The sequence below is a fragment of the Marinomonas sp. ef1 genome (genome assembly GCF_002806845.1).
GTDB lineage: Bacteria > Pseudomonadota > Gammaproteobacteria > Pseudomonadales > Marinomonadaceae > Marinomonas > Marinomonas polaris.
This window is the reverse complement of the sequence record NZ_NHTT01000009.1, coordinates 16,186-40,070: the sequence shown is the minus strand read 5'-3', so window position 1 is coordinate 40,070 and position 23,885 is coordinate 16,186. Positions and strand designations below refer to the sequence as shown.

The window sequence follows — 23,885 nt, the reverse complement described above, 5'->3', positions numbered from 1 at the left end:
TTAAGGGCGGATAAATGGTAACGGTAAGAAAAGATCACCCTGTGTTAGAGGATGGTAGTGTCGATATTGATGCTTGGATGGGGCACTTTGCACACCTCATTGATGACAGTACTCGAGTTCCTTTGCGTATGGCCTGTGAGTTGGCTCGTCAAGCTGAATTACAATGTGCTCGACCCTCTTATTGGGGGGCACAAGCGAGTACTTTCCGTGCTGGGCTAGAAATGGTTGAAATCCTTTCTGGATTTCGAGCAGACCAAGATTCATTGGTAGCCGCCGCCTTATATCGTGTTGTACGAGAAGATCAATTACCTATTTCCCGTGTTACCGAAATGTTTGGTCGTAAAGTCTCTTCGATTGTCGAAGGGGTGATGAAAATGGGTGAAGTCTCGAAAAATTTGACTGCTGACTCCGCGGCTGAAGTGTTAGGCAGTAGTGAAAATCAACTAGAATCACTACGCAAAATGCTGGTTTCCATCATTGATGATGTACGAGTTGTGCTGATTAAACTCGCTGAGCGTGCATGCGCGATTAAAGAAGCCAAGCATCAAAACGAAGAGCGTCGTGTTGCTGTTGCGCTTGAAGTGCAAAGTGTTTATGCGCCTTTGGCCCATCGTTTGGGTATTGGTCATATCAAATGGGAGTTAGAAGATCTCTCTTTCCGTTATCTTTATCCCACTGATTACAAACGTATCGCCACTTGGTTAGACGAAAAACGTCTTGATCGCCAGCAGTACATTGATGATGTTATTGAGCTGCTAGATGACCGTTTAAAAGGCATTAATATTCATGCTGATCTAATGGGGCGAGCAAAGCACATCTATAGTATTTGGCGTAAAATGAAGCGCAAAAACATTGGCTTTGATGAAGTATACGATGTTCGTGCTGTGCGTATTTTAGTCGACGAACCGATGGAATGTTATGGTGTTCTAGGTGTGGTGCATAATTTATGGCGCCCAATTCCTCAGGAATTTGATGACTACATCAGTAACCCCAAATCGAATGGTTATCAGTCATTGCATACTGCGGTTATTGGTCCTCAAGGCCGTGCGCTTGAAATCCAGATTCGTACCCACAAAATGCATGAAGACGCAGAACTTGGGGTTTGTGCTCACTGGAAATACAAAGGTACGGATTTAAGTTCCAATAGCAGCAGCTACGAAGAAAAACTGCAGTGGTTAAGAACCATTTTAGACTTCCATGAAGTGCAAGGCGATTTGGAATCTTTGTCTGAACAAGTTCGCAGCGACATCGAGCAAGACCGTATTTATGTCTTTACCCCTGACGGTCATGTGGTCGATTTGCCTATTAATGCGACTGCGGTTGATTTTGCGTATCGAGTTCACACTGAAATTGGTCATCGCTGCCGTGGTGCCAAGGTAAATGGTAAAATTATTTCCTTAGTCACTCACTTAAAAACTGGCGACAAAGTTGAAATTCTCACCACTAAAGAGGGTGGCCCTAGCCGTGATTGGCTGCATCCGACATTAGGTTATGTGCAAACTAATCGCGCCAGAGCCAAGATTCAAAATTGGTTTAGAAAAGAAGATCGAGAGAAAAATCTGGATGCCGGCAAGCATTTACTCGATAAACAATTGAAACGTCTGGGTCTTGAAGATAATCGTATCGATTTACAAGCCATTTCTTCTCGCTTTAACTTCTCTTATGCTGATGAGGTATACGTAGCACTTGGCGCGGGAGACATTCAGTTATCTAAAGTGTTGCGTGTTATTGATGACTTTTACAATCTGAATGGTGAGACTGCGACACCGCGTCCAATTCGTTTGAAAAAGAGCCGTCATAAGTCTTCAGATAACGATATTCATATCTTAGGTGTAGGCAAATTATTAACACAGATGGCCAAATGTTGTACGCCTATTCCTGGGGATGACATCGTTGGTTTTATTACCCAAGGTCGTGGTGTGTCTGTGCACAGGCAGGATTGTATTAATATTGTTCAATTAGGTTTAGAAGAGCCTGAACGTATTATTGATGTTAGCTGGGGTGAAGAGCTTGATAACCAGTACCCTGTAAATATACAGGTGGAAGCTTATGATCGTACTGGCTTGCTCAATGACATCACTAGTTTACTGGCAAATGAAAAAGTAAATCTATTGTCGATGAATACCTTGTCTGCCAAAGAGAACCATACGGCAAGCATTCGCTTTACTATTGAAGTGGGTGAATTGAGCGTGCTGAGTAAGTTACTGCATCGTATTAATCAGCTACCTAACGTGTTGAATGTTTTCAGAGAGAGAGACTTTTGAGTAACGAGGTTAAACAGCTACAGTATTTGATGAGTTGCCTCAGGGACAAAGAGTTTGGTTGTGCTTGGGATAAAAAACAGACTTATAAAAGTATTGCACCTTATACGTTAGAAGAAACGTATGAAGTGTTAGATGCTATTGAGCGTGAAGATTTTGAGCATTTAAAAGAAGAGCTAGGAGATTTACTTTTCCAAGTTATTTTTTATGCACAAATGGCGGAAGAAGAACAGCGCTTTACATTTGATGATATCGCAGCTGGGATTGTTGAAAAAATGCTGCGCCGCCATCCTCATGTTTTTCCTGATGGCGATATTACGCGTTTTGGTGAACCAACGACGCTAACCGAACAGCAAATAGCGCAACAATGGCAACAGATTAAGGCGCAAGAAAAAGGCCCAACAGATAAAAGTCTGTTAGCTGAAGTGCCTGTCTCTATGCCAGCGTTAATGCAAGCAGTAAAAATTCAACAAAAAGTCGCTAAAGTTGGTTTTGATTGGCCAGATGTCGCACCGGTTTTTGACAAAATTAGAGAAGAGTTAGATGAACTTGAAGAGGCGATGAGAGAGCAAAATCACCTTCATGTTGAAGAGGAAGTGGGAGATGTTCTGTTTGCGGTCAGTAACTTGGCTCGTCATCTTGAGGTCTCGCCTGATGTGGCATTAAATAAAACGAATATAAAATTTCGTCGGCGCTTTGGTAGAATTGAAGCACTTGTGTCGGCACAAAATAAAAAACTAACAGATTGTTCTTTAAAAGAATTAGATAGTTATTGGGATCAGGCCAAACGCGAAGGTTTGTAGGCTGGCGTATCTGTTGAGTGAATAATCTGTTGGATAGATAATAGGGCGCTTGTAAAGGCGTTATTGGCAACATTAGGAGGGTGAAGTGAGTGATAGTCAGGCGTCATTACGCGAAAATGTTAGGTTGCTAGGAGACTGTCTTGGCGAAAGCATGAGCAATCATTTGGGAGAAGGTTTCCTAGAAAAAGTGGAAAATATCCGATTGCTATCGAAAGATGGACGTCAATCTGGTGATTCTGCCGCTCTTATTCAAGCCTTAGAAGCACTGGATGATAAAGAAATCGTGCCAGTTGCTAGAGCGTTTAATCAATTTTTGAACTTGTCTAATATTGCTGAACAATATCATCGGGTGCATCGCCGCCGTACTAATGAAAGTTTAGGTGTGTATCACAATCCTGTTGGCGATTTGTTAACCCGTCTTTCTAAGCAGAACTTTACTGCAGAGCAAATGATTTCATCATTGCAATCTCAATCGATTGAGCTTGTTCTTACTGCTCATCCTACGGAAGTGGTGCGTCGTTCACTGATTCGGAAATACGATAATATTTCCAGTGAGTTAGAAGCTCTCGATAAAGATAATATCCTGCCATTAGAAGAAACCAAACATATCCGTCGCCTGAAAGAAATTATCACTCAGGCTTGGCATACTGATGAAATTCGTGAAGATCGTCCTACGCCTGTGGATGAGGCAAAATGGGGTTTTGCTGTTATTGAGCAATCCTTATGGCAAGCTGTTCCACGTTTTTTTCGCCAATTAGATGAGCAATTTAGTGAATTTTCAAAAGAAGACCGTTTGCCACTCGATTTGGCGCCTATTCGCTTTGCAACTTGGATGGGGGGTGACCGAGACGGCAATCCGAATGTGACTCATAAAGTAACCAAGGAAGTTACTTTATTAGCTCGCTGGATGGCGGCGGATCTTTATATAAAAGATTTAAATGTGCTGCGTTCAGAGTTTTCTATGACGCAGTGTAATGCTGCCCTACGCGCACGTGTAGGCGATAGCACTCAGCCTTATCGGGAAGTCTTACGACATCTAGAAAACAAGATGTTGGCGACCAAAAACTGGGCGAAAGCATGCTTGGATGGTAAACCAACTTCCGGTGAGGATATTTTTCTTGATATTCAAGAGCTCACCGATGATCTTATTTTGTGCTATCAGTCTTTGTTAGATTGCGGTATGAAGGTGATTGCTAATGGGTCACTGCTTGATCTTATTCGTTGTGCGGCAACCTTTGGCTCGACCTTAGTTCGTTTGGATGTTCGCCAAGATGCTTCTCGTCATATCGATGCCTTATCTGCTATTACGCGCTTTTATGGGCTTGGTGATTACGCCGAATGGGATGAAGCGTCCCGACAAGCTTTTTTGTTGACCGAGTTGAATTCTAAACGTCCGCTTTTACCTATGGAGTGGACGCCAACAGCTGAAGTGAAAGAAGTGCTCGATACATTCGCGATGATTTCCCAAGGTCAGCAGAATTCGTTTGGCTCTTATGTTATTTCAATGGCCAGTGCGCCATCGGATGTTTTGGCAGTTGCATTAATGCTAAAAGAGTCTGGCGTCAGTTTTCCTATGCGTATTGTTCCTTTGTTCGAAACCCTTGCGGATTTGGATAACGCTGAGCCTATTATCGAACAGCTATTTTCAATTCCTTGGTACAAGTCTTATATCAACGGCCGCCAAGAAGTGATGATAGGCTATTCGGATTCTGCCAAAGATGCTGGACAAATTGCCGCAACGTGGGGGCAATATCGAGCACAAGAAGCGCTGACTCGTCTTTGTAAAAAGCATGGTATCCATCTGACTTTGTTTCATGGTCGCGGCGGCACCGTGGGTCGTGGCGGCGGCCCAGCTCATGTAGCAATTTTGTCGCAACCGCCAGGTTCTGTTAATGGCGCTATTCGAGTGACTGAGCAAGGTGAAATGATTCGATTTAAGTTCGGTATTCCTGATATCGCAGTGCGTTCTTTGGAACTTTACTGTTCTGCTGTGATGGAGGCGTCTTTGATTCCTGCAGAGCCTCCTAAAGAGGAATGGCGTGCGATTATGGATGAAATGGCCGAAGTGGGGATGAATCAATATCGTTCTATTATTCGTGGTCATGAAGACTTTGTGCCTTACTTTAGAGCCACAACGCCAGAACAAGAATTAGCCAAGTTGCCTTTAGGCTCTCGCCCTGCACGTCGTCGTTCTGATGGCGGTGTAGAGAGTTTGCGTGCCATTCCTTGGATCTTTGCTTGGATGCAAATTCGCCTTATGTTGCCCGCATGGTTGGGCGCAGAGAGTGCCCTACAGCAGGGTGTCGAATCTGGTAATTTGGAAAAACTACGCGAGATGCACAAAAAATGGCCGTTCTTTGGTGCTTATTTGGACATGCTTGATATGGTATTGGCAAAAGCAGAACCTGAGATTGCTGAATATTATGAAAAGCGTCTAGTGGGTGAAGAATTGCAAGGCTTAGGGCGTTTGTTGCGTGGCAAGCTTAAGCAGGTGAGTGAGCTGGTGAAAATGCTTAAGAAGCAAGAGCGGCTCATTGAAGATAATAAAACCATCCGTCAGTCTATTGATGTACGTAACCCGTATATAGATCCATTGCACTATTTGCAGGCGGAACTTTTGTATCGCAGTCGAAAAGATGAAGAAAATGCTGAAGTTAATAAAGCCTTAATGATTACCATGGCAGGTATTGCTAGTGGTATGCAAAATACGGGCTAATTGCAAATGTGGTTGATAAATGCTCAGTATGAGTAAGAAAATGATAAAAAAAGGCACGTAAATTTGCATATTGGATGGCTGCTTGGGTATGCTTGGCGACCATTCAATTTTTTAGTATGCAATTGGTTTGTCTGTTCACCTTGCTGCCGTGCTTAATTGCGCGTTGATGATGCATTGTGCCAGTCATCCTTGCTATTCAGTTAACGCTGTCTTTTGGAGACTTTTTATGCGAGTAATATTATTAGGTGCGCCAGGCGCTGGTAAAGGTACTCAAGCTCAGTTTATTACGGAGGAGTTTGGTATTCCGCAGATCTCTACAGGAGATATGTTGCGTGCAGCCGTAAAAGCCGGAAGCGAAATGGGTTTAAAAGCCAAAGCTGTAATGGACGCTGGTCAGCTTGTTTCTGATGATATTATCATTGGTTTAGTAAAAGAGCGTTTGACTCAAGATGATTGTGCAAACGGTGCTTTGTTTGATGGCTTTCCGCGTACTATCCCTCAGGCCGATGCTTTGAAAGATGCTGGTGTTGAAATTGACTACGTTGTAGAAATCGATGTGGCTGATGAAGAAATTGTAAAACGCATGAGTGGGCGTCGTGTCCATGAAGCTTCAGGTCGTACTTATCACCTTGTGTATAATCCACCTAAAGTAGAAGGCAAAGACGATGTAACGGGGGAGGACCTTGTGCAGCGTGCAGACGATACAGAAGAAACTGTTCGTTTACGCTTAGGTGTTTATCACGATCAAACCGCGCCATTAATTGGTTACTACCAAGATTGGCTAAAAGCAGACAGCGCAACAGCGCCTAAGTTTGTGAAAGTTAATGGTATCGGTGATTTGAATGAAATTAAACAAAGCCTATTAGCATCGTTAAAGGCTTAATTATTCAATGACGGTTATTTTAGCATTAGATACATCAACGCCAGCTTGCTCAGTGGCGTTGAATATTGATGGGGTTGTGTTGGAAGACTTCCGCATGGCTCCACGCCTTCATAACGATCTGATTTTGCCTATGGTAGACCAGATTCTCAGTCAGGCTGGTTTAGCTTTATCCGATCTAGATGCGATCGCCTTTGGGCGAGGGCCTGGGTCTTTTACGGGGCTAAGAATCAGTGCAGGGGTTGTACAAGGTCTTGCCTTTGGTGCAGATTTACCTGTTATACTCGTTTCGACGCTTGCAGCCTTGTCATTGGAAGGTTTTCAAAAGACTGGTAAAAATAATTGGCTGGCCGCTCTTGATGCTCGTATGGGCGAAATTTACATGGGTGGTTATAGTGTCAATAAGATAGAAGGGTGTTATGAAATAGATTCATTAATTGATGAGTGTGTTGTTAAGCCTGCGGCTTTGTCTGCGTTTTCAACTAGCTTTGATGGAGTCGGGTCTGGCTGGTGCTATGAAGATGTTTTAACACCGCTACTTCCTAATCATCCTACTCATATTTTAACTGACTTAGCTCCTCGTGCCGCTTGCATTGCTGAATTGGCTCTATTGTTATTTAAAAAAGGTGAAATGGTGTCTGCTTATGATGCTATTCCAACTTATTTAAGGGATGAGATTAGCTGGGAAAAACAGGCTCCGCGTATAGGGAAGCGTTAGTTATATGTTGTGGTACCACATTGTTTTTTTGGCAGTTATTCAAGGGTTAACAGAGTTTCTGCCTATTTCAAGTTCTGCTCATTTAATACTTCCTGCGCAATTACTGCATTGGCCTGATCAAGGATTGGCATTTGATGTTGCTGTGCACGTAGGAACTTTAATCGCCATTGTTGGCTATTTTAGAAAAGACATCGCACAAATCGTGGTGGCTTGGTGTGTATCCATTAGAGATAAACGCTCGACATCTAATAGTCGCTTAGCTTGGTGGATCTGTCTTGCTACTTTGCCAGCTTGTGTTGCAGGTTTGTTATTTGATGACTTAATAAGCACTCATTTACGTTCTTTGGAAGTAATTGCTTACACCACCATTGGGTTTGGTGTGTTGCTTTGGTTTTCAGATAAATATGGTGCATCTCAAAAAACTGAAGAAGATTTTGGTTTGAAAAGTGTGCTCTATATTGGCTTTGCTCAAGCGCTGGCTTTAATTCCTGGAACTTCTCGTTCTGGAATTACGATGACGGCGGCTCGTTTTCTTGGCTTTAGTCGCGAGTGTGCTGCTCGGTTTTCATTTCTTTTGTCTATCCCTCTCATACTGGCTGCTGGTGGCTTAAAGTCGATTGAACTTGTATCGTCAGATATTGCGGTCGATTGGGCGAGTATCTTTATGGGTGTTATTCTGTCTGCAATCAGCGCCTATCTTTGTATCTATCTGTTTTTGAAGTGGCTTAATAAGATTGGTTTTTTTCCGTTCTTTGTCTACAGATTAGTCTTGGGTATAGCCCTTCTATTAATTGTTTATCTTTAGATTCTTAAGGATATTTAGTTAGATTAAGTGCTTTGTTCTTTGAAGTAGCAGCGAATTTTGATGAAAAGCTTCTAATATTTAGAGGCTTTTTCTATTTGCAACCGAATAAAAAAATCGCTTTATTTAGCGTTATTACTATGTAGTGACTCGTGTTTTGATTATTGTTTGATGATGTTTTTTTGGAGAGAGATTTTTGCTTAATTCTATTGCGGTTGCGACAACAGATAAGTTTTTGGAATCGGAATCTCGCTTATTGGCTAAGTCGTTGAATCTTGATTTTGTGCTGTTGCATGAGCCTCTCAAGTTTGTTTCTAAATATGATTATCTTTTATTGAAAACATTAGATGGCATCGCAGTTGCTAAAACTGGAAAAGGGGCGCCCAAACCAGTTTATGTAGATTTTACTTCTGGGACTGTAGACCATAGACGACGATTTGGTGGTGGAAAAGGGCAAGATATTGCTAAAGCGGTTGGGTTGAATAAGCGCGCAAATTTATCTGTTCTTGATGCGACAGCGGGCTTGGGGCGTGATGCTTTCGTGTTAGCTTGTCTTGGTTGCTCAGTTTCTCTGTGTGAGCGTGTGGGCTTTGTGAGGGCTATGTTGGAAGACGGTTTGTATAGAGCCTCTTTTCATCATGAAGTGGCCGAGATCGTTGCCAAGATGCCTTTGTTAGATGCTGATATAACTGCTATAGATACTAGTGAAATGTTCGATGTGGTGTATTTGGACCCTATGTATCCACACACAGATAAGTCATCAGCTGCAGCCAAGAAAGAGATGGCTTTTTTTAGAGATTTGGTTGGTAAGGATTTAGATGCAGATAGTTTATTGCCTTACGCTATGCGATTAGCTCAATATAGAGTGGTTGTGAAACGCCCTAAAGGCGCTCCATTTTTAAATAGCGCCGAGCCAACCTATCAATTGGAAGGGAAGTCGGGTCGATTTGATATTTACGTTTTAAAGTCACTCGACTCGCCTTCTACTTAGTATGTTAGTTATTAATAGTGAGGTGGTCGGTCGCCATCATGAATAGGCTGTTGTTGACGATAAGACTCTAGCTGATTTCCTAATAGAACCAGTTTTTCTCTCATCAATAGCATGTCTTTTTGCTGACTGATAAGTGCCTGATTTAAACTATCAATCGTGTCTTCTTGAAATTGTAGTTTGAATTCTAATTCGTCGATACGTTGATTGATTTGTGAGGTGTTCATAGATACCTTCTGTGTGTTAACCTTACTAGGCTAAATTCGTATTTAATGAGCAATTCTATACAAAAACATGACGCAAGTATTGGTCATTTAGAATGTAAGAGTGGCGTGAAAATTGCTCTCATAAAGAAGTTGGGTATTTTACTACTATCTTCTTTAGCTTCACATGGTGATTTCGGAAAGAGTTTAGTAAAAATATTCATATATTCACGTTTGTACTAACACAGAGTTTATTTTTTTATAAATAGCTTTGCTTCACAATAATATTTAATTTAATAAGAGATATACTTTTATGAATGATCATCAGGATAATGTTTCGCGTAATAAAGGGTCTTCTGTTGGTTCCGGTTTGTTTTCGTTGCGCACATTTATAGTCAGCCTTGTTATTGCTTTGATCGTGCCTCTGCTTTTGGCTGGGGTGTTGAAAGAAGAGATGGGTACAAATTTCCTAGTATATTTTGGCTTTGTTCTAGTGTCTGTTTATGTCGGTGCTATGGTCAGCCAGGCCAGTTCTGCCGGTTTTGATTCTGAGTCTGAAGAAGATGAGGATGATGACCGCGAGCAAGGAACGGTTAAGTGGTTCAATTCTTCAAAAGGTTTTGGTTTTTTAACCATGGAAAATGGTGATGATGTGTTTGTTCATTACCGTGCAATCCGTGGTCGTGGTCGCCGCTTCTTGGTTGAAGGGCAGTTGGTTCGCTTTTATGTCACTGAAGGTGAGAAAGGCAAACAAGCTGAAAATGTATCTATAATCCGCGGTTAATTTTTTTATTCGATTTAAGAGGTATTTATGGCAACGGTAACATTAAAAGGTAATCCTTTTGAAACGGTTGGTTCTCTTCCGGTTGTAGGCTCTGTAGCGCCAGCGTTTGAGCTTGTTAAAACGGATTTGTCTGTCGCTACATTGGCGGATTATCAGGGTGCTAAATTGGTGTTGAATATCTTCCCATCAGTTGATACGCCGACTTGTGCAACATCAGTTCGTAAGTTCAACGAATCTGCGGCTTCTTTGAAAGGCGTTAATGTGCTTTGCGTGTCTGCTGACTTACCTTTTGCTGCAGCGCGTTTTTGTGGGGCTGAAGGCATCGACAATGTTGATACAGGATCTACTTTTCGTTCAACATTTGGTGGCGATTACGGTCTTACTTTTGCAACTGGCCCTCTTGCCGGTCTTTTGTCTCGTGCTGTTGTGGTATTGGATGAAAAAGGTTCTGTAATTTATACAGAGCAAGTTGCTGAAACGGCTGATGAGCCTAATTACGAAGCGGCGTTGGCTGTCTTGGCGTAATTATCATTATAAAAAAGGCCGCTTCTAATCAACTTAGAAGCGGCCTTTTTTTTTCTTGTAAAAGAGCTTTTGGCTCTCAAGAAAGCAATTGCGCTCTTAAATAAAAGTGCTTAGATTAATCTTTTTGCACGGGAATGGTGTTGGTGGTTCTTTCTACACTATTATCTTTATTTAGATAGACTAATTTTGGCTTGAATTCATCGGCTTCCGCTTCGTTCATTTGACCATAAGCGGCAATGATAACTCGATCACCTACTTGTACTTTTCTAGCCGCAGCGCCATTCATTGAAATAGTACCAGAGCCAGATTCGGCCAATATTACGTAAGTGTGAAAGCGCTCGCCGTTATCGACGTTATAGATGTCGATTTGCTCAAATTCTCTAAAACCAGCGAGCTCTACAAGGTCCTTATCTATGGCGCAAGAGCCGTCATACCAAAGCTCTGCTTGGGTTACGCTTGCCATATGGAGTTTGCCTTTAAGAAGTGTAATTTGCATGTATAAAGTCTCTATAATTGTTGCTATGTCGCATTTTTGCTTTTTGGGGCTGCTTTTATTTGTTGAGTTAATTCCAAATAAATGGGCCTTCTTCGTGGCTATTTATACGCCACCATTGGTCTGGATCTTGGTTGCTTTCCTCTTCCCATCCCTGAAAGTTGCAACGTACTTCACAGTTTAGATATTCGAATGCTTGTCTGGCACAAGCAATGTCGTCGTCCCAAGGGGTTTTGTCTGAGTCGAACCATATAGAGGTAAAGCGCTTGCCTGCTGCTTGCTCTAAAATAGTTACCTCAATTTCGTTATCATTAGATGCAATGATGACTTTTGAGCAGAGTGGTGATGGGCTACTTTTTCTGACTAGAGTGAACGTATTTTCTAGCCAGGAAATGATCTTCTCTGTCGGGCAGGACAATACATATATTTCAATGTCGGCTTGCATCGCTCTAATCCTTCTTTTTAATCATGTGGTAAATTCTGAGAACGCTCATTGATAAATAGCCAATGAGTGTCCATAGTACGCCGCAACCCGCAAGTATCAGTCCAAATATCGCAATAATCTCTTGAGCAAGAGACTCAACGACAACACGATCAGCTACCATAAGCATCAGAACGCCAAAGACGAAAATTAATCCGCCTTGGATCATCTTGATAAGTGCAACTCTAGGGTTGTTACCCAATTTCATTGCTAATTTATGTATTGCGTTTCTCATTTGGATGCTGGTCTATGCTCTCAGTAAGGCTATTTTTTAGTAAAAAGGTTCTCAAGTATTCGAGCGTAAATCTCTGAAAGCTGGTTTAAGCTCTCGGCGTCAACGCATTCATTGATTTGATGGATAGTGGCATTAATGGGGCCAAGCTCCACGACTTGCGTACCCATTTTGGCAATAAATCGACCGTCTGAGGTGCCGCCTGAGGTGGATAATTCAGGGGTGATATTAACTGTTGTTTGTACGGCGTCAACAATCGCATCAACTAATTCGCCTGGGCGAGTTAAAAAAGGCAGGCCATTGTATGTCCAATCAATGTCGTAGCGTAATTTGTGTCTGTCTAAGATTTCAAGTACGCGAACTTTAATAGCATCAAAGTCTAATTCGGAGGAAAAGCGAAAGTTGAACTGAGCGTTTAGTTTGCCGGGGACAACGTTAGTTGCACCTGTCCCAGAATGAATATTTGATACCTGGAAGCTGGTTGGTGGAAAAAAGTCGTTACCATCATCCCAATGTGCACTCGCCATTTCAGCAAGTGCTGGAGCTGCGAGGTGTATTGGATTTTCAGCTAAGTGTGGGTAGGCGACATGGCCTTGCTTACCGTAAACCGTTAAGTCGCCACTGAATGACCCACGGCGACCATTCTTGATAATATCGCCAAGCGTTTTGGTACTTGAGGGTTCGCCAACAATACACCAGTCTATTTTCTCATTTCGTTCCATAAGAGCATCCACAACACGAGTTGTGCCGTCTACAAAAGGGCCTTCCTCGTCGCTGGTGATCAAAAAAGAAATTTGCCCATCATGATATGGATGCTTGGTTACAAAATCTTCAGCAGCAGTCACCATAGCGGCAAGGCTACCTTTCATATCGGCAGCGCCGCGGCCGAATAGTATTCCATCGACAATTGCTGGGGAAAATGGAGGTATTTTCCATTCCTCTTCAGGCCCTGTTGGCACCACATCTGTATGCCCCGCAAAGCAAAGATTTGGTCCAGATGTTCCGCGCTTTGCGTAGAAGTTTTTTACTTCACCGAAGGGCATGTATTCGATTTCAAAACCAATGTTTTTCAATCGCTCTATCATTAGATCCTGACAGCCTGCGTCTTCAGGAGTGACAGACGGGCGAGAAATAAGATCTAGGGCAAGTTTTAGTGTGGGGGACAAGTCAGACATTCTTTACCTTTGTATTGGTTTTCGCTACCTTATGGAAGATTCTGTTACTATAACAGGAGATTCAAATAAAGGTGGAGTTATGAAATTAGGTGTCGTTGTTTTTTTGGGTTTGATTTCATCTGGCTGTAGTCTTTTTCAGCAGCCGGTTATTCAGGAGTCGTATTTTGTCCCAGTGATCCGTTCGGATGTTTCGTCTTCGGGTTATACGCCAACAGTGACACCTATGTCGGCACCTAAGTCCAATAGAGAAAGACCACGTATTTACACGCCTGTTTTGCGCTAAAGTAGTTTTTGCGCGTAATTTTCTGCATCGAAGCCTAAATAAATGGATTCTTTAACCACTAGTAAAGGGCGCTTAATGATGGAAGGCTGAGTCATCATGATATGGACGGCGTTGTTATTGTCCATAGTGCCTTTTGTTTCTTCATCCAGTTTGCGCCAAGTGGTGCCACGCTTATTGATGATGTTTTCCCATCCTAGTTCGTCTACCCAAGCTTTTGCTGTGGCTTCATCTAGGCCTTCTTTTTTATAATCATGAAAACTGTATTCTAGATTGTTGTCATCGAGCCAGCGAAAAGCTTTTTTCATGGTGTCACAGTTTTTGATGCCAAATATTTTAATCATTCTTGACCTCGAATTGCGCCATTTAGAAAGTAATCAAAATGGCGCTTTTTGGTTGTTTTTTTACTGCTATTAATTATGAGCGTGAAGCGCTTCGTTTAATTCAATAGCGGTTTTGTTGGTTTTGCATTCGATTGCACCAGTTGCTGAGTTGCGGCGGAACAATAGATCAGATTGACCAGAAAGTTCGCGAGCTTTTACAGTAGAAACAACTTGGTTGTTTTCATCAAGAACAGCAACTTTAGAGCCGGCTGTAATATAAAGACCAGACTCAACGATACAACGATCGCCAAGGCCAATACCAATACCGGCATTCGCGCCTATCAAGCATTTCTCGCCAACAGCGATAACAATATTGCCGCCGCCAGATAGTGTCCCCATAGTAGAACAGCCGCCACCAAGGTCAGAACCGTTACCTACAACAACACCTGCAGAAATACGGCCTTCAACCATGCTGTTGCCTAGCGTTCCAGCATTGAAGTTTACAAAGCCTTCATGCATAACGGTAGTGCCTTCAGCAAGGTGTGCACCTAAACGAACGCGCGCAGCATCGCCAACACGGATGCCTGTAGGGACGATAAAGTTTAGCATTTTAGGGAATTTATCGACGCTGAATACTTCGATAGTGCGTCCTTCCATGCGAGCGCTTAATTGGCGGTCAGCTAGTTCACGAACATCGATAGGGCCTTCGCTTGTCCATGCTGTATTGATCAATAGGCCAAACATGCCATCCAATACTGTATTGTGCGGTTTAACTAAGCGATGAGAAATCAGTTGAAGTTTTAAGTAGACTTCAGCAGGATTACTTGGCGCTTCATCAGTTGCTAAAACACAAAGAATAACAGGCTTTGTCGAAGCTTTTAGACGAGAAGCCAATTCTGCTTGTTCGATGTTGCCAGCTTTTAAAAGGCTCATGTGTAAGCGATTTAAATCGCTTTCATCTAATACCAGTGTGTTGTTACCACCTTCGTAATTGGTGCTTTCTAGAAGTGCATCTAGCGTATTTTTTTCTACGTTTAGACTTGGTGCTGAGTAGAATACTTCTAACCAATTGCCTTCTTTGTTTTGTGAGCCGATGCCAAGACCGAACGCGAAAGTTGTATTACTCATGTGTTTCTCCAACTGAGTTATCTGTCTAAAGGGGGTTACTAATGGGTTATCTGCGACTGAGGAAGTCTCTAATTCTTTTGGCTGCCTCAACGCATTCTGATTCTTCTGCAACCAGTGCCATACGGACATGATGGCTGCCGGGATTTGTACCTTCTACTTCTCGTCCTAAATAACTACCTGGTAAGACTAAAACCGATTCTTCTTGATACAGCGAGGTGCAAAATTCTTCATCTGTCATGCTGAGCTTCGGCCAAAGATAAAAACCGGCTTCAGGCTTGGATATTGGCATAACTGGCGACAAAATCTCTAAAACCGAATCGAATTTACGGGTATAAATCTCGCGATTCTTTATAACGTGTTCTTCATCATTCCAAGCAGCAACTGAGGCATCTTGGTGATGAATTGGCATCGCGCAACCCTGATAGGTGCGATATAGCAAAAATGGTTTAAGGATAGACGCGTCACCAGCAACGAAGCCAGATCGAAGGCCTGGTAAATTAGAGCGTTTCGATAGGGATTGGAAAATAAGGCAATGTTTATAATCCTTGTGTCCCAAAATTTCACAGGCTTCTAATAAACCTAGTGGTGCTTGAGAGCCGAAGTAAATTTCGGAATAGCATTCGTCTGCCACTATGGTGAAATTGAAGGTTTTGGCTTTCTCTATCAGGTAGGCGTATTCCTCTAGCGTGGTAATGCTGCCGCTAGGGTTGTTAGGGGAGCAAACAAACAATACTTCGCAACGTTGCCACGTGGCATCGTCGACTAGTTGATAATCTACTTTGTAGTTTGTTTCTGCTCCGCAAGGTAGGAAATGCAGCTCTGCGCCAGCAAGAATGCCTGCACCTTCATAAATTTGGTAAAAAGGATTTGGGCTGACAACTAGAGAGTTTTGCTTTTCGCCAACCAATGTTTGGGTAATAGCAAACAGTGCTTCTCGGGTTCCAGTAACTGGTAAAATTTCCGTATCAGGATCGAGTTTTTCTAAATGAAAGCGACGCTTAGCCCATTTACTAATGGCGTCTCTAAGCGGTAATTCGCCTTTGGTGCTTGGGTACTTGCTGACGCCGCCTAGGCTTTTGGCTAGCGTCTCAAGCACGATGGCTGGTGCATCGTGTTGTGGTTCCCCAATCGTTAATTTGATCAGTGGCTTTTCTGGGTTTGGTGTCAACCCTTCTATAAGCTCTGCAAGCTTTTGGAAAGGGTATGGGTGCAAAGAGTGTATAAGGGGGTTCATTAGTCTTTAGTCCATCGTTTGAGAAAAACGGTCTATTTTCTCTTTTAAAAGGGTGCAAATATTGTTCATGCTTTCTGGGTCAGTAATAAGGTCGCCGTTTTCTTCTGTGATATAGAAGGTATCTTCTACGCGCTCGCCGAGAGTGGCGATTTTTGCTTTATGAAGCATGATGTTATTGTTCATGAAAAACTGTCCTATTAAAGCCAGTAAGCCTGGTCTATCAGGAGCTGTTATTTCAAGTGCCGACCAGACTTCTTCTGGTTGGCTGACAAAGTGAGCGGTTGATGGAGAGTTGAATATCTTCAAAATCCTCGGTGTATGACGTTGAACAACGCTTTCGTAAAGTGATGGGGTTTCTAGTTGCTCCATCAATGTTTTGCGAATAAGGGTGATGCGTTCTTTGTCTAGATGTAGATTCGTATCACTGTCGTTGCTGTCCATGACAACAAAGCTATCTAGGCTGTAGTTGTCTGTGGTGTGACTTATTTTAGCGTCTAGAATTGTGAGGCCGAGTTGTTCAAATGTCGCTGCGGTTACGGCGAACAGATGCTTGCTTATTAATGTGTAGATGAATATTTTACTCGCGCCTGAAAAGTTGCGGCCACCCAATGGTGTTATGGCGATTAGCGGCTTATCGCTAGGGCGGTGGCGTAAAATAGCCTCGGTGTTCCAAGCTATTTCGTCACCGTTTGAGCGAATAAAGTACTCTTCTTCAATTGTTTCCCAAATTGCTTCCGCTTCCATTATATCTACATTGCGCTCGATGATAATTTCCAAGGCGCGTTGTTTGTGTTCGTCACTTATCATGTCTGCATCAATAGGGAAATCCAATCCGCGGCGAAGTGCGCGTTTGGTTTCTAAATAAAGCTGACGCATTAAGGATGCTCGCCAACTGTTCCACATGGTTGGGTTGGTTGCGTTGATGTCGGCAACAGTAAGAATAAACAAATAATCTAGGTGTTCTTGATCCTTGACGTAGCTGGCAAATTCCCAAATGACTTCTGGATCGGAAATGTCTTTGCGTTGTGCAGTAACCGACATGAATAGATGATTACGCACTAACCAAACGACAAGGTCGGTGTCTTGTTTTGAAAGTCCATGGCGTTCGCAAAAAGCCTGTGCGTCTACGCAACCTAGTTCAGAATGGTCGCCACCTCGACCTTTGGCTATGTCATGATATAAGCCAGCAATATAAAGTAACTCAACTTTTGCTACGTGGCGGATTGCTTGTCCTGAAATGGGGAATTTTTGTTTGAACTCAGGTAGCCAGAGGCGACGTAAGTTCTCTACCAACTGTAGTGTGTGAGCATCAACTGTATAAATATGAAATAAGTCGTGCTGCATTTGCCCAATAATCGCTCCGAATTCGGGAAGGTAGCGACCAAGTAAGCCTAGGTGTTTCATTGAGCGTAATATACTTGTCAGTCGATATCGGCTGGCTATGATGTCGAGAAAAAGGTCGGTGTTTATTTTGTCATTTCTAAAGGCGTCATCAATCAGGTCTAAACTATCGCGCAGCTGTCGCATTGTATTGGCGCGTATGCCTTTGATGTTTTCATGGGCACCAAGTAAGACATATATCTCCAGCATGCTAGATGGATTATCGTGAAATAATGTCTTGGAGCGGGCTTCAAGTTGGCCGTTGGCAATTTGAAAATGGTCGTTGATGACTTCTACTGTGTTGATGGCGTCTTTGGCTAAAAAAGACTCTTCGAAGTGTTGAAGAAGTAAGTCGTTGAGCTGTTGGATGGCGGCGACACTTTGGTAATAGCCCTGCATAAAACGTTCAACGTTGCGTTTTAAATCGTCATCGTCAAACCCGAAAAGCTTAGTCAGTGTGCGCTGGTGGTCGAAAAGAAGTCGATCTTCCTTGCGTCCTGCGACCATGTGTAAAGCCCAGCGAATTCTCCATAGATGGCTAACCGCGCCTTTAAGTTGGATGTATTCATCTTCAGATAGAAAGTGTTTATCTATTAAGGCGCTAAGTCGATGTGTATGTAGGTGGCGCTTGGCAACCCAGTCAATCACTTGCATGTCTCTAAGGCCACCAGGGCACTCTTTTAGGTTTGGCTCTAAGTTGTAAGCAGTATTCTGGTATTTTGCGTGACGTTGCTTTTGTTCGGCTAGCTTGGCTTGGTAGAAAGAATGCCCATCCCACATTTGGGATATATCAACGTGCAGTTTGAGTGTGGCTAGTAAATCAATTGGCCCTATAAGGGTGCGTGACTCAATCAAGTTAGTGATGATGGTAATGTCTTTGGCTGCCATCTCGGAGCATTCGTCAATGGTGCGGACGCTGTGACCGACATCTAAATTAATGTCCCAAAGGAAAGTGATAAAAGCTTCGATTTTATCTTTGGGCGCGGAGATGTCATTCTCCATTAGAATCAGTAGATCAATATCAGATTTTGGGTGTAATTCTCCACGACCATATCCGCCAACCGCAACAAGGCTTACATGCGGTTCACTATTCAGTGCTTTTGATGTCCAGGCTGCTTGCATTACTTCGTCATAAAAAGAGGAGAGACCCTTTACAAGCTTTTCTATTGGATATAAAGAGTGGAAAAGGTCGTTGAATATGGTTGTCTTTTCTTCAATGATGGCTTTGTAGCGTGAAATAGAGCACTTCGGTAGTGATAGCTCATGTTTCTCTTCCTGTGTTAGTAGTGGCGGAGCGTCTGGAAAAGCAGGGAAGTCCATACAAGAGCCTCAAAGAATGAATAATTGTTACAGTGTGTTTGTTATAAATCTAAGGTTGCTAAAAAATTTTATTTAAAGCTCGCTTCTCTTATGAGAAACGAGTTTCTTCTGGTCGACGAGTAAGTACTTCGACCCCATCTGCAGTGATGAGAAGAGTGTGCTCGTATTGAGCTGATAGACGGCCGTCTTTGGTTTTGGCAATCCAATTATCTGGACCTGTGTGCTTAACCTGTTTTTTGCCTGCATTGATCATTGGTTCAATGGTCAGTGTCATGCCTTCTTCTAGCATAACGCCAGTTCCTGCTTTGCCATAATGAGCGACTTGCGGTTCGCCATGGAAGGTCGTTCCTACGCCGTGGCCGCAGTACTCTTCTACTACTGTGTAGTGATGTTTGTGCGCATGCGCTGAAATAGCGGCGCCGATATCGCCAAGACGTATGCCTGGTTTTACCATATCAATGGCAAGATAAAGGCATTCTTGAGTGACGCTTGCTAAGCGTTCTGCATGAGGTAAGGCTGGACCTGCAAAAAACATTTTGCTGGTATCACCGTAATAGCCATCTTTGATGATGGTGATGTCAATATTGACTGTGTCGCCTTTTTTCAGGGCTTTGTCATTCGGGATGCCGTGGCAAATGACATCATTCACAGAAGTGCAGCATGATTTAGGAAAACCGTGATAGTTTAGTGGAGCTGGAATTGCGCCTTGTACATCAACTATATAGTTATGAGCAATGATGTCTAGTTGCTCCGTTGTCACGCCAGGGATAACAAATTCTTCTAGCATTACTAGAACATCGGCTGCGAGTTTACCCGCAACCCGCATGCCTTCAATATCGCTGATGTCAGTAAAGCGAGTAGCAGGAGCTTTAGGTGTCCAACTTGGGACGTCACTGCGGCCGTTTTTTGTCAGCTCTTCAATTTTTTGTAGGATTTCGTTGCTCATAATTCACATGTCTTAAATTGGTTTGTATCTATGTTGATAGTATGTTGCGGTATATTCTACATGACTTAATCAGCAGAATCGCCTCTCTAATTGAAAAAAACGTGCCTTGTGTTATGTGTAAAAAACACGTTCAAGTCTTTTGGTTTTGGGTTAAATGTGGTATAAAACGCCCGCTTGTTGGGCTTGTGCCTAAAATAAGTGAATTTACTTAAATCAACGATCTTGCCGCTATTAAAGAAAGTGTCTTGGGTGTCTTAGGTTGCCTTAAACCTTATTTGACTGACGCTTTTAGCTGGTAAGCATAAATAACCCAAATTTAAAGGATAGTAAAATGCCTACAGTTTCTATGCGCGACCTATTATTGGTTGGTTCACACTTTGGTCACCAAACTCGTTACTGGAACCCAAAAATGAAGCCTTTCATTTTCGGTGCTCGTAACAAAATTCATATCATTAACCTTGAACACACTGTTCCAGCTCTTAATAACGCTCTTGAGCTTGTTAAAAAAATGGCTGAAAACAAGAACAAGGTTTTGTTTGTTGGTACTAAGCGTGCTGCATCTAAAACGATTAAAGAGCAAGCTGCTCGCTCTGGTATGCCATACGTTAACCACCGTTGGTTAGGTGGTATGTTGACTAACTACAAAACGATTCGTGCATCTATCAAGCGTCTACGTGAGCTTGAAGTTCAAATGTCCGATGGTACATTCGATAAGCTGACTAAAAAAGAAGCTTTGATGCGTACTCGTGAGCTTGAAAAATTAGAGCTTTCTATGGGTGGTATCAAGGATATGGGCGGCCTTCCTGATGTATTGTTCGTAGTTGACGTTGATCATGAACGTATCGCAATTAAAGAAGCAAACAAATTAGGTATTCCTGTTATCGGTATCGTTGATACTAACAGTAATCCAGATGGCGTTGATTACATTATTCCAGCTAACGATGATGCGATTCGCGCAGTTCAATTGTACGTTGGTGCATTTGCAGATGCTGTTCTAGAGGGTCGTAATGCGACTGCTGGTACTGCTGATGAATTCGTTGAAGTAAGCGAAGCTACTGAAGCGTAAGCAAACTTTCTAGTTTGTTCTGGTTTCTAAAGGGAGGTGTCTTACCTCCTTTTTTAAATTTGAATTGGTATAAAGAGGATTTAACATGGCCGCAGTATCTGCAGCATTGGTAAAAGAGCTACGTGAACGTACTGGCCTAGGCATGATGGAGTGTAAAAAAGCACTTGTCGCTGCTAACGCTGACATCGAAGTGGCTATCGAAGAACTACGTAAATCAAGTGGCATGAAGGCAGCTAAAAAAGCGGGCCGTACTGCAGCGGAAGGTACGATGGTTATGCGTGTAGCAGACGATTCTTCTTACGCTATTTTAGTTGAGGTTAACTCTGAAACTGACTTCGCTTCTCGTGATGAAGGTTTTATTGCTTTCGCTAACAAGGTAGCTGACGTTGTTTTCACAACGAAAGAAACTGACATCGAAGTATTGCTTGCTGGCGAAATTGGCCAAGCACGCGAAGCATTAGTTCAGAAAATCGGTGAAAACATCTCTCCTCGTCGCGCTGTTATCATTGAGGGCGGCTTAGTAGGTGGTTACCTTCACGGTAATGGTCAGATCGCTGTATTGACTCAATTGGAAGGCGGTTCTGCTGAACTTGCTAAAGATGTTTCTATGCACGTTGCCGCTGTATCTCCTCGCGTTGTTCGCGGTGAAGATATGCCTGCTGAAGTTCTTGCAAAAGAAGAAGAAATTATTCGTGCACAGCCAGACATGGCTGGTAAACCAGCAGAAATCGTTGATAAAATGATTGTTGGTCGTATGAAGAAGTTCTTGGCTGAAAACAGCTTGACTGAGCAGCCTTTTGTTAAGAATCCAGAAATTAAAGTTGGTCAGTTAGTTAAAGATGCTGGTGCAACTGTAACTTCTTTCATTCGCCTTGAAGTGGGTGAAGGTATTGAAGTTGCTGAAGTGGACTTCGCAGCAGAAGTAGCAGCACAACTTAGAGGTTAATCTTTAGTTGTAATGTCTTGCAAAAAAAAGGGGCAGCTTGACTGCCCCTTTTTATGAGAGATGAATGCGATGAGTGTCGGTTATATTGACCTCAGTTATTCAAGAAATGAAATCATTGCTGGAGGTTGATATGCCAAAAGAAAAGAGTCCAAAATACAAAAGAATTTTGCTTAAGCTGAGCGGCGAAGCCTTGATGGGTGATGAGTCCTTTGGTATCGATCCTAAAGTGTTGAATCGTATTGCTCTAGAAATCGGGCAGTTACGTGGTATTGGTGTTGAAGTTGGTATCGTTATTGGTGGTGGTAACTTGTTTCGCGGCCAGGCATTAAGTCAGGCTGGGATGGATCGTGTTACTGGTGACCATATGGGGATGCTAGCAACGGTAATGAATGCGTTGGCAATGCGAGACGCTTTAGAGCGTGCAAATATTGCTACTCGTGTGATGTCGGCTATCACTATGACAGGTATTGTAGAGCCTTATGATAGACGTCGTGCCATGCGCTTAATGAAAGAAGGTGATGTGCTCATTTTCTCTGCAGGTACAGGTAATCCTTTCTTTACGACTGACTCTGCTGCTTGTTTACGCGGTATTGAGATTGATGCAGATGTCGTATTGAAAGCAACTAAAGTAGACGGTGTTTACTCCGCAGATCCAATGAAAGATCCTGCGGCAGTGAAATATGATACATTGGGCTACGATGAAGTTCTTGAAAAACAATTAGGTGTCATGGACTTAACAGCAATATGCTTGACCCGTGATCACGGTATGCCAATACGTGTATTTAATATGAATAAGCCAGGAGCCTTGGTAAATATCATGGTTGGTGGCAGTGAAGGTACACTGATTAAGTGAGGAAGTTATGATTAACGAAATTCTTAAAGACGCAGAAGACCGCATGGGCAAAGCAGTTGCTTCTGTTGAGTCTGCGTTTAAAAAAATCCGTACAGGTCGTGCGCACCCTAGTATTTTAGATTCAGTTAAAGTGAACTATTACGGATCTGAAACACCGTTAAGTCAAGTGGCTAACATTACGGTTGAAGATGCGCGTACTTTGGGGGTTTCTCCTTGGGAAAATAACTTGGTTCCTGAAATTGAAAAAGCCATTATGAAATCTGATCTTGGCTTGAACCCTGCTACAAACGGTAATTTGATCCGAATTCCTATGCCTGCTTTGACAGAGGAAACTCGTAAGAACTACTTTAAGCAAGCAAAGAATGAAGCTGAAAATGGCCGTATTGCTATACGTAATATTCGTCGTGATGCAAACGGTAGTCTTAAAGACCTAGTGAAAGAAAAAGAAATTTCTGAAGACGATGATCGTCGTGGACAGGATCAAGTTCAAAAAGTTACGGACAAGTATGTCGCCCAGATAGAAGAGCGTCTTGCTGCAAAAGAAAAAGACTTGATGGAAATTTAATGAGAAAGGCGAGCCTTGGCTCGCTTTTTTTATTGACTAGGGTACTGCTATGTCTGAATTGGATGGCGCTGATTTTGATTCAGCCGTCAGTCCAGCTCATATTGCTATCATAATGGATGGTAATAATCGCTGGGCAAAGAAAAAACACCTTCCGAGTATTGCTGGCCATACAGCTGGTGCGGCTGCTGTGCGTCGTGTGGTTGAAGCTGCAGCTAAGTCCGGTGTTGAGGTGTTGACGCTGTTTGCTTTCTCTAGTGAAAATTGGAAGCGTCCGAAACTAGAAGTTGATGGGCTTATGACGTTGTTTATGCGGTCTTTGAAAAAAGAACTTAAACGATTAAATGAGCATAAGATCAGACTTAGGGTGGTAGGAGATCTTTCAGGTTTCAGCGGTGGTTTGCAAAAGCAAATCAAGAATGTTGAAGACGCAACGAAAGATAATGATCAGATGACCTTAGTTATTGCTGCGAATTATGGCGGTCGTTGGGATATTGCTCAAGCTGCAAAAGCTGTAGCTAAGCGCGTTGCATTAGGTGAGCTTTCTACAGAGGATATTGATGAGGTGATATTAGGAGAGCATATGCAATTAGCTGATTTGCCTCCACCTGATCTTTTGATTCGAACCTCAGGAGAAGAGCGTATTAGTAACTTTTTGCTTTGGCAAACAGCCTATTCTGAGTTTGTCTTTCTTCCGGTGTTATGGCCGGACTTTGATCAACAGCATTTTGATGAGGCTGTTCAAACTTATCAAAAGCGTCAACGTCGTTACGGTGGTCGATAACT

General features: G+C 42.7%; 25 protein-coding genes. 15 read left to right on the top strand and 10 right to left on the bottom strand.

The annotated features are described in order from the left end of the window. The first annotated feature begins 14 nt into the window (after nt 1-14). The 7 genes from relA to CCS02_RS13835 all read left to right on the top strand — a co-directional run bounded on the left by relA (nt 15) and on the right by CCS02_RS13835 (nt 9,171). A complete protein-coding gene (gene relA / locus CCS02_RS13865; protein ID WP_072839617.1) occupies nt 15-2,264 on the top strand; it encodes a GTP diphosphokinase in 2,250 nt (749 codons plus the stop codon). After that, a complete protein-coding gene (gene mazG, locus CCS02_RS13860; protein WP_100185999.1) occupies nt 2,261-3,064 on the top strand; it encodes a nucleoside triphosphate pyrophosphohydrolase in 804 nt (267 codons plus the stop codon). The genes relA and mazG overlap by 4 nt, the downstream gene beginning before the upstream one ends. Before the next feature lie 85 nt (nt 3,065-3,149). After that, on the top strand, nt 3,150-5,780 hold the full coding sequence (ppc, locus tag CCS02_RS13855) for a phosphoenolpyruvate carboxylase (protein WP_100636885.1): 2,631 nt from the start codon (nt 3,150-3,152) through the stop codon (nt 5,778-5,780). 226 nt (nt 5,781-6,006) lie between these two features. After that, nucleotides 6,007-6,663: an adenylate kinase gene (gene adk / locus CCS02_RS13850; protein WP_012068970.1), complete on the top strand. Its 657-nt coding sequence runs from the start codon at nt 6,007-6,009 to the stop codon at nt 6,661-6,663. A 7-nt stretch (nt 6,664-6,670) separates the two neighbouring features. After that, nucleotides 6,671-7,378: a tRNA (adenosine(37)-N6)-threonylcarbamoyltransferase complex dimerization subunit type 1 TsaB gene (tsaB, locus tag CCS02_RS13845; RefSeq protein ID WP_100636884.1), complete on the top strand. Its 708-nt coding sequence runs from the start codon at nt 6,671-6,673 to the stop codon at nt 7,376-7,378. Nucleotides 7,379-7,382: 4 nt separating this feature from the next. Then, a complete protein-coding gene (locus tag CCS02_RS13840; RefSeq protein ID WP_072839621.1) occupies nt 7,383-8,183 on the top strand; it encodes an undecaprenyl-diphosphate phosphatase in 801 nt (266 codons plus the stop codon). A gap of 193 nt (nt 8,184-8,376) precedes the next feature. After that, on the top strand, nt 8,377-9,171 hold the full coding sequence (locus CCS02_RS13835) for a class I SAM-dependent methyltransferase (RefSeq protein WP_072839622.1): 795 nt from the start codon (nt 8,377-8,379) through the stop codon (nt 9,169-9,171). 11 nt (nt 9,172-9,182) lie between these two features. Here the strand turns inward: CCS02_RS13835 and CCS02_RS13830 are convergent, their stop codons facing one another. Continuing rightward, nucleotides 9,183-9,395: a SlyX family protein gene (locus CCS02_RS13830; RefSeq protein ID WP_072839623.1), complete on the bottom strand. Its 213-nt coding sequence runs from the start codon at nt 9,393-9,395 to the stop codon at nt 9,183-9,185. A 289-nt stretch (nt 9,396-9,684) separates the two neighbouring features. Here CCS02_RS13830 and CCS02_RS22485 point away from each other — a divergent pair, with 289 nt between their 5' ends. After that, nucleotides 9,685-10,155, top strand: a complete 471-nt coding sequence (locus CCS02_RS22485) for a cold-shock protein (protein WP_072839624.1) — start codon at nt 9,685-9,687, stop codon at nt 10,153-10,155. Between the two features lie 27 nt (nt 10,156-10,182). Beyond that, nucleotides 10,183-10,680 (top strand): thiol peroxidase, encoded by a 498-nt coding sequence (gene tpx / locus CCS02_RS13820; RefSeq protein ID WP_072839625.1) that lies wholly within the window; start codon nt 10,183-10,185, stop codon nt 10,678-10,680. Nucleotides 10,681-10,795: 115 nt separating this feature from the next. Here tpx and panD read toward each other — a convergent pair whose 3' ends face one another. The 4 genes from panD to dapE all read right to left on the bottom strand — a co-directional run bounded on the left by panD (nt 10,796) and on the right by dapE (nt 13,061). After that, the gene (gene panD / locus CCS02_RS13815) at nt 10,796-11,176 is read right to left on the bottom strand and encodes an aspartate 1-decarboxylase (RefSeq protein WP_012068977.1); all 381 of its coding nucleotides are present in this window, start codon (nt 11,174-11,176) and stop codon (nt 10,796-10,798) included. 67 nt (nt 11,177-11,243) lie between these two features. After that, nucleotides 11,244-11,618 carry a hypothetical protein gene (locus CCS02_RS13810; RefSeq protein ID WP_072839626.1) on the bottom strand — a complete coding sequence of 125 codons (375 nt, stop codon included), beginning with the start codon at nt 11,616-11,618 and terminating at the stop codon, nt 11,244-11,246. Nucleotides 11,619-11,622: 4 nt separating this feature from the next. Then, nucleotides 11,623-11,889, bottom strand: coding sequence for a hypothetical protein (locus tag CCS02_RS13805; protein ID WP_012068979.1), 267 nt, complete (start codon nt 11,887-11,889; stop codon nt 11,623-11,625). A 29-nt stretch (nt 11,890-11,918) separates the two neighbouring features. Next, the gene (gene dapE / locus CCS02_RS13800) at nt 11,919-13,061 is read right to left on the bottom strand and encodes a succinyl-diaminopimelate desuccinylase (RefSeq protein WP_100636883.1); all 1,143 of its coding nucleotides are present in this window, start codon (nt 13,059-13,061) and stop codon (nt 11,919-11,921) included. A 79-nt stretch (nt 13,062-13,140) separates the two neighbouring features. On the opposite strand from dapE, the gene CCS02_RS13795 reads away from it, so the two are divergent. Then, entirely contained in the window at nt 13,141-13,344 is a 204-nt protein-coding gene (locus CCS02_RS13795; protein WP_048813947.1) for a hypothetical protein, read from the top strand. Here the strand turns inward: CCS02_RS13795 and CCS02_RS13790 are convergent. The 5 genes from CCS02_RS13790 to map form a co-directional block, all read right to left on the bottom strand. Beyond that, a complete protein-coding gene (locus CCS02_RS13790) occupies nt 13,341-13,685 on the bottom strand; it encodes an ArsC family reductase (protein WP_072839628.1) in 345 nt (114 codons plus the stop codon). The two genes, CCS02_RS13795 and CCS02_RS13790, sit on opposite strands and share 4 nt — an antisense overlap. Before the next feature lie 69 nt (nt 13,686-13,754). After that, entirely contained in the window at nt 13,755-14,792 is a 1,038-nt protein-coding gene (gene dapD / locus CCS02_RS13785; protein ID WP_072839629.1) for a 2,3,4,5-tetrahydropyridine-2,6-dicarboxylate N-succinyltransferase, read from the bottom strand. 46 nt (nt 14,793-14,838) lie between these two features. Then, nucleotides 14,839-16,026, bottom strand: coding sequence for a succinyldiaminopimelate transaminase (gene dapC / locus CCS02_RS13780; protein WP_072839630.1), 1,188 nt, complete (start codon nt 16,024-16,026; stop codon nt 14,839-14,841). A 6-nt stretch (nt 16,027-16,032) separates the two neighbouring features. Beyond that, nucleotides 16,033-18,726 carry a [protein-PII] uridylyltransferase gene (gene glnD / locus CCS02_RS13775; RefSeq protein ID WP_072839631.1) on the bottom strand — a complete coding sequence of 898 codons (2,694 nt, stop codon included), beginning with the start codon at nt 18,724-18,726 and terminating at the stop codon, nt 16,033-16,035. Nucleotides 18,727-18,814: 88 nt separating this feature from the next. Beyond that, nucleotides 18,815-19,672 (bottom strand): type I methionyl aminopeptidase, encoded by an 858-nt coding sequence (gene map / locus CCS02_RS13770; RefSeq protein ID WP_100636882.1) that lies wholly within the window; start codon nt 19,670-19,672, stop codon nt 18,815-18,817. A gap of 331 nt (nt 19,673-20,003) precedes the next feature. On the opposite strand from map, the gene rpsB reads away from it, so the two are divergent. From rpsB to uppS, 5 genes are all read left to right on the top strand, one after another. After that, nucleotides 20,004-20,738, top strand: coding sequence for a 30S ribosomal protein S2 (rpsB, locus tag CCS02_RS13765; protein WP_072839633.1), 735 nt, complete (start codon nt 20,004-20,006; stop codon nt 20,736-20,738). A gap of 85 nt (nt 20,739-20,823) precedes the next feature. Further along, a complete protein-coding gene (gene tsf / locus CCS02_RS13760) occupies nt 20,824-21,684 on the top strand; it encodes a translation elongation factor Ts (RefSeq protein WP_072839634.1) in 861 nt (286 codons plus the stop codon). 130 nt (nt 21,685-21,814) lie between these two features. Further along, the gene (gene pyrH, locus CCS02_RS13755) at nt 21,815-22,537 is read left to right on the top strand and encodes a UMP kinase (RefSeq protein ID WP_072839635.1); all 723 of its coding nucleotides are present in this window, start codon (nt 21,815-21,817) and stop codon (nt 22,535-22,537) included. A gap of 7 nt (nt 22,538-22,544) precedes the next feature. After that, nucleotides 22,545-23,102 carry a ribosome recycling factor gene (gene frr, locus CCS02_RS13750; protein ID WP_072839636.1) on the top strand — a complete coding sequence of 186 codons (558 nt, stop codon included), beginning with the start codon at nt 22,545-22,547 and terminating at the stop codon, nt 23,100-23,102. 49 nt (nt 23,103-23,151) lie between these two features. Beyond that, nucleotides 23,152-23,883 carry a polyprenyl diphosphate synthase gene (gene uppS / locus CCS02_RS13745; RefSeq protein ID WP_072839637.1) on the top strand — a complete coding sequence of 244 codons (732 nt, stop codon included), beginning with the start codon at nt 23,152-23,154 and terminating at the stop codon, nt 23,881-23,883. Nucleotides 23,884-23,885 lie beyond the last annotated feature (2 nt).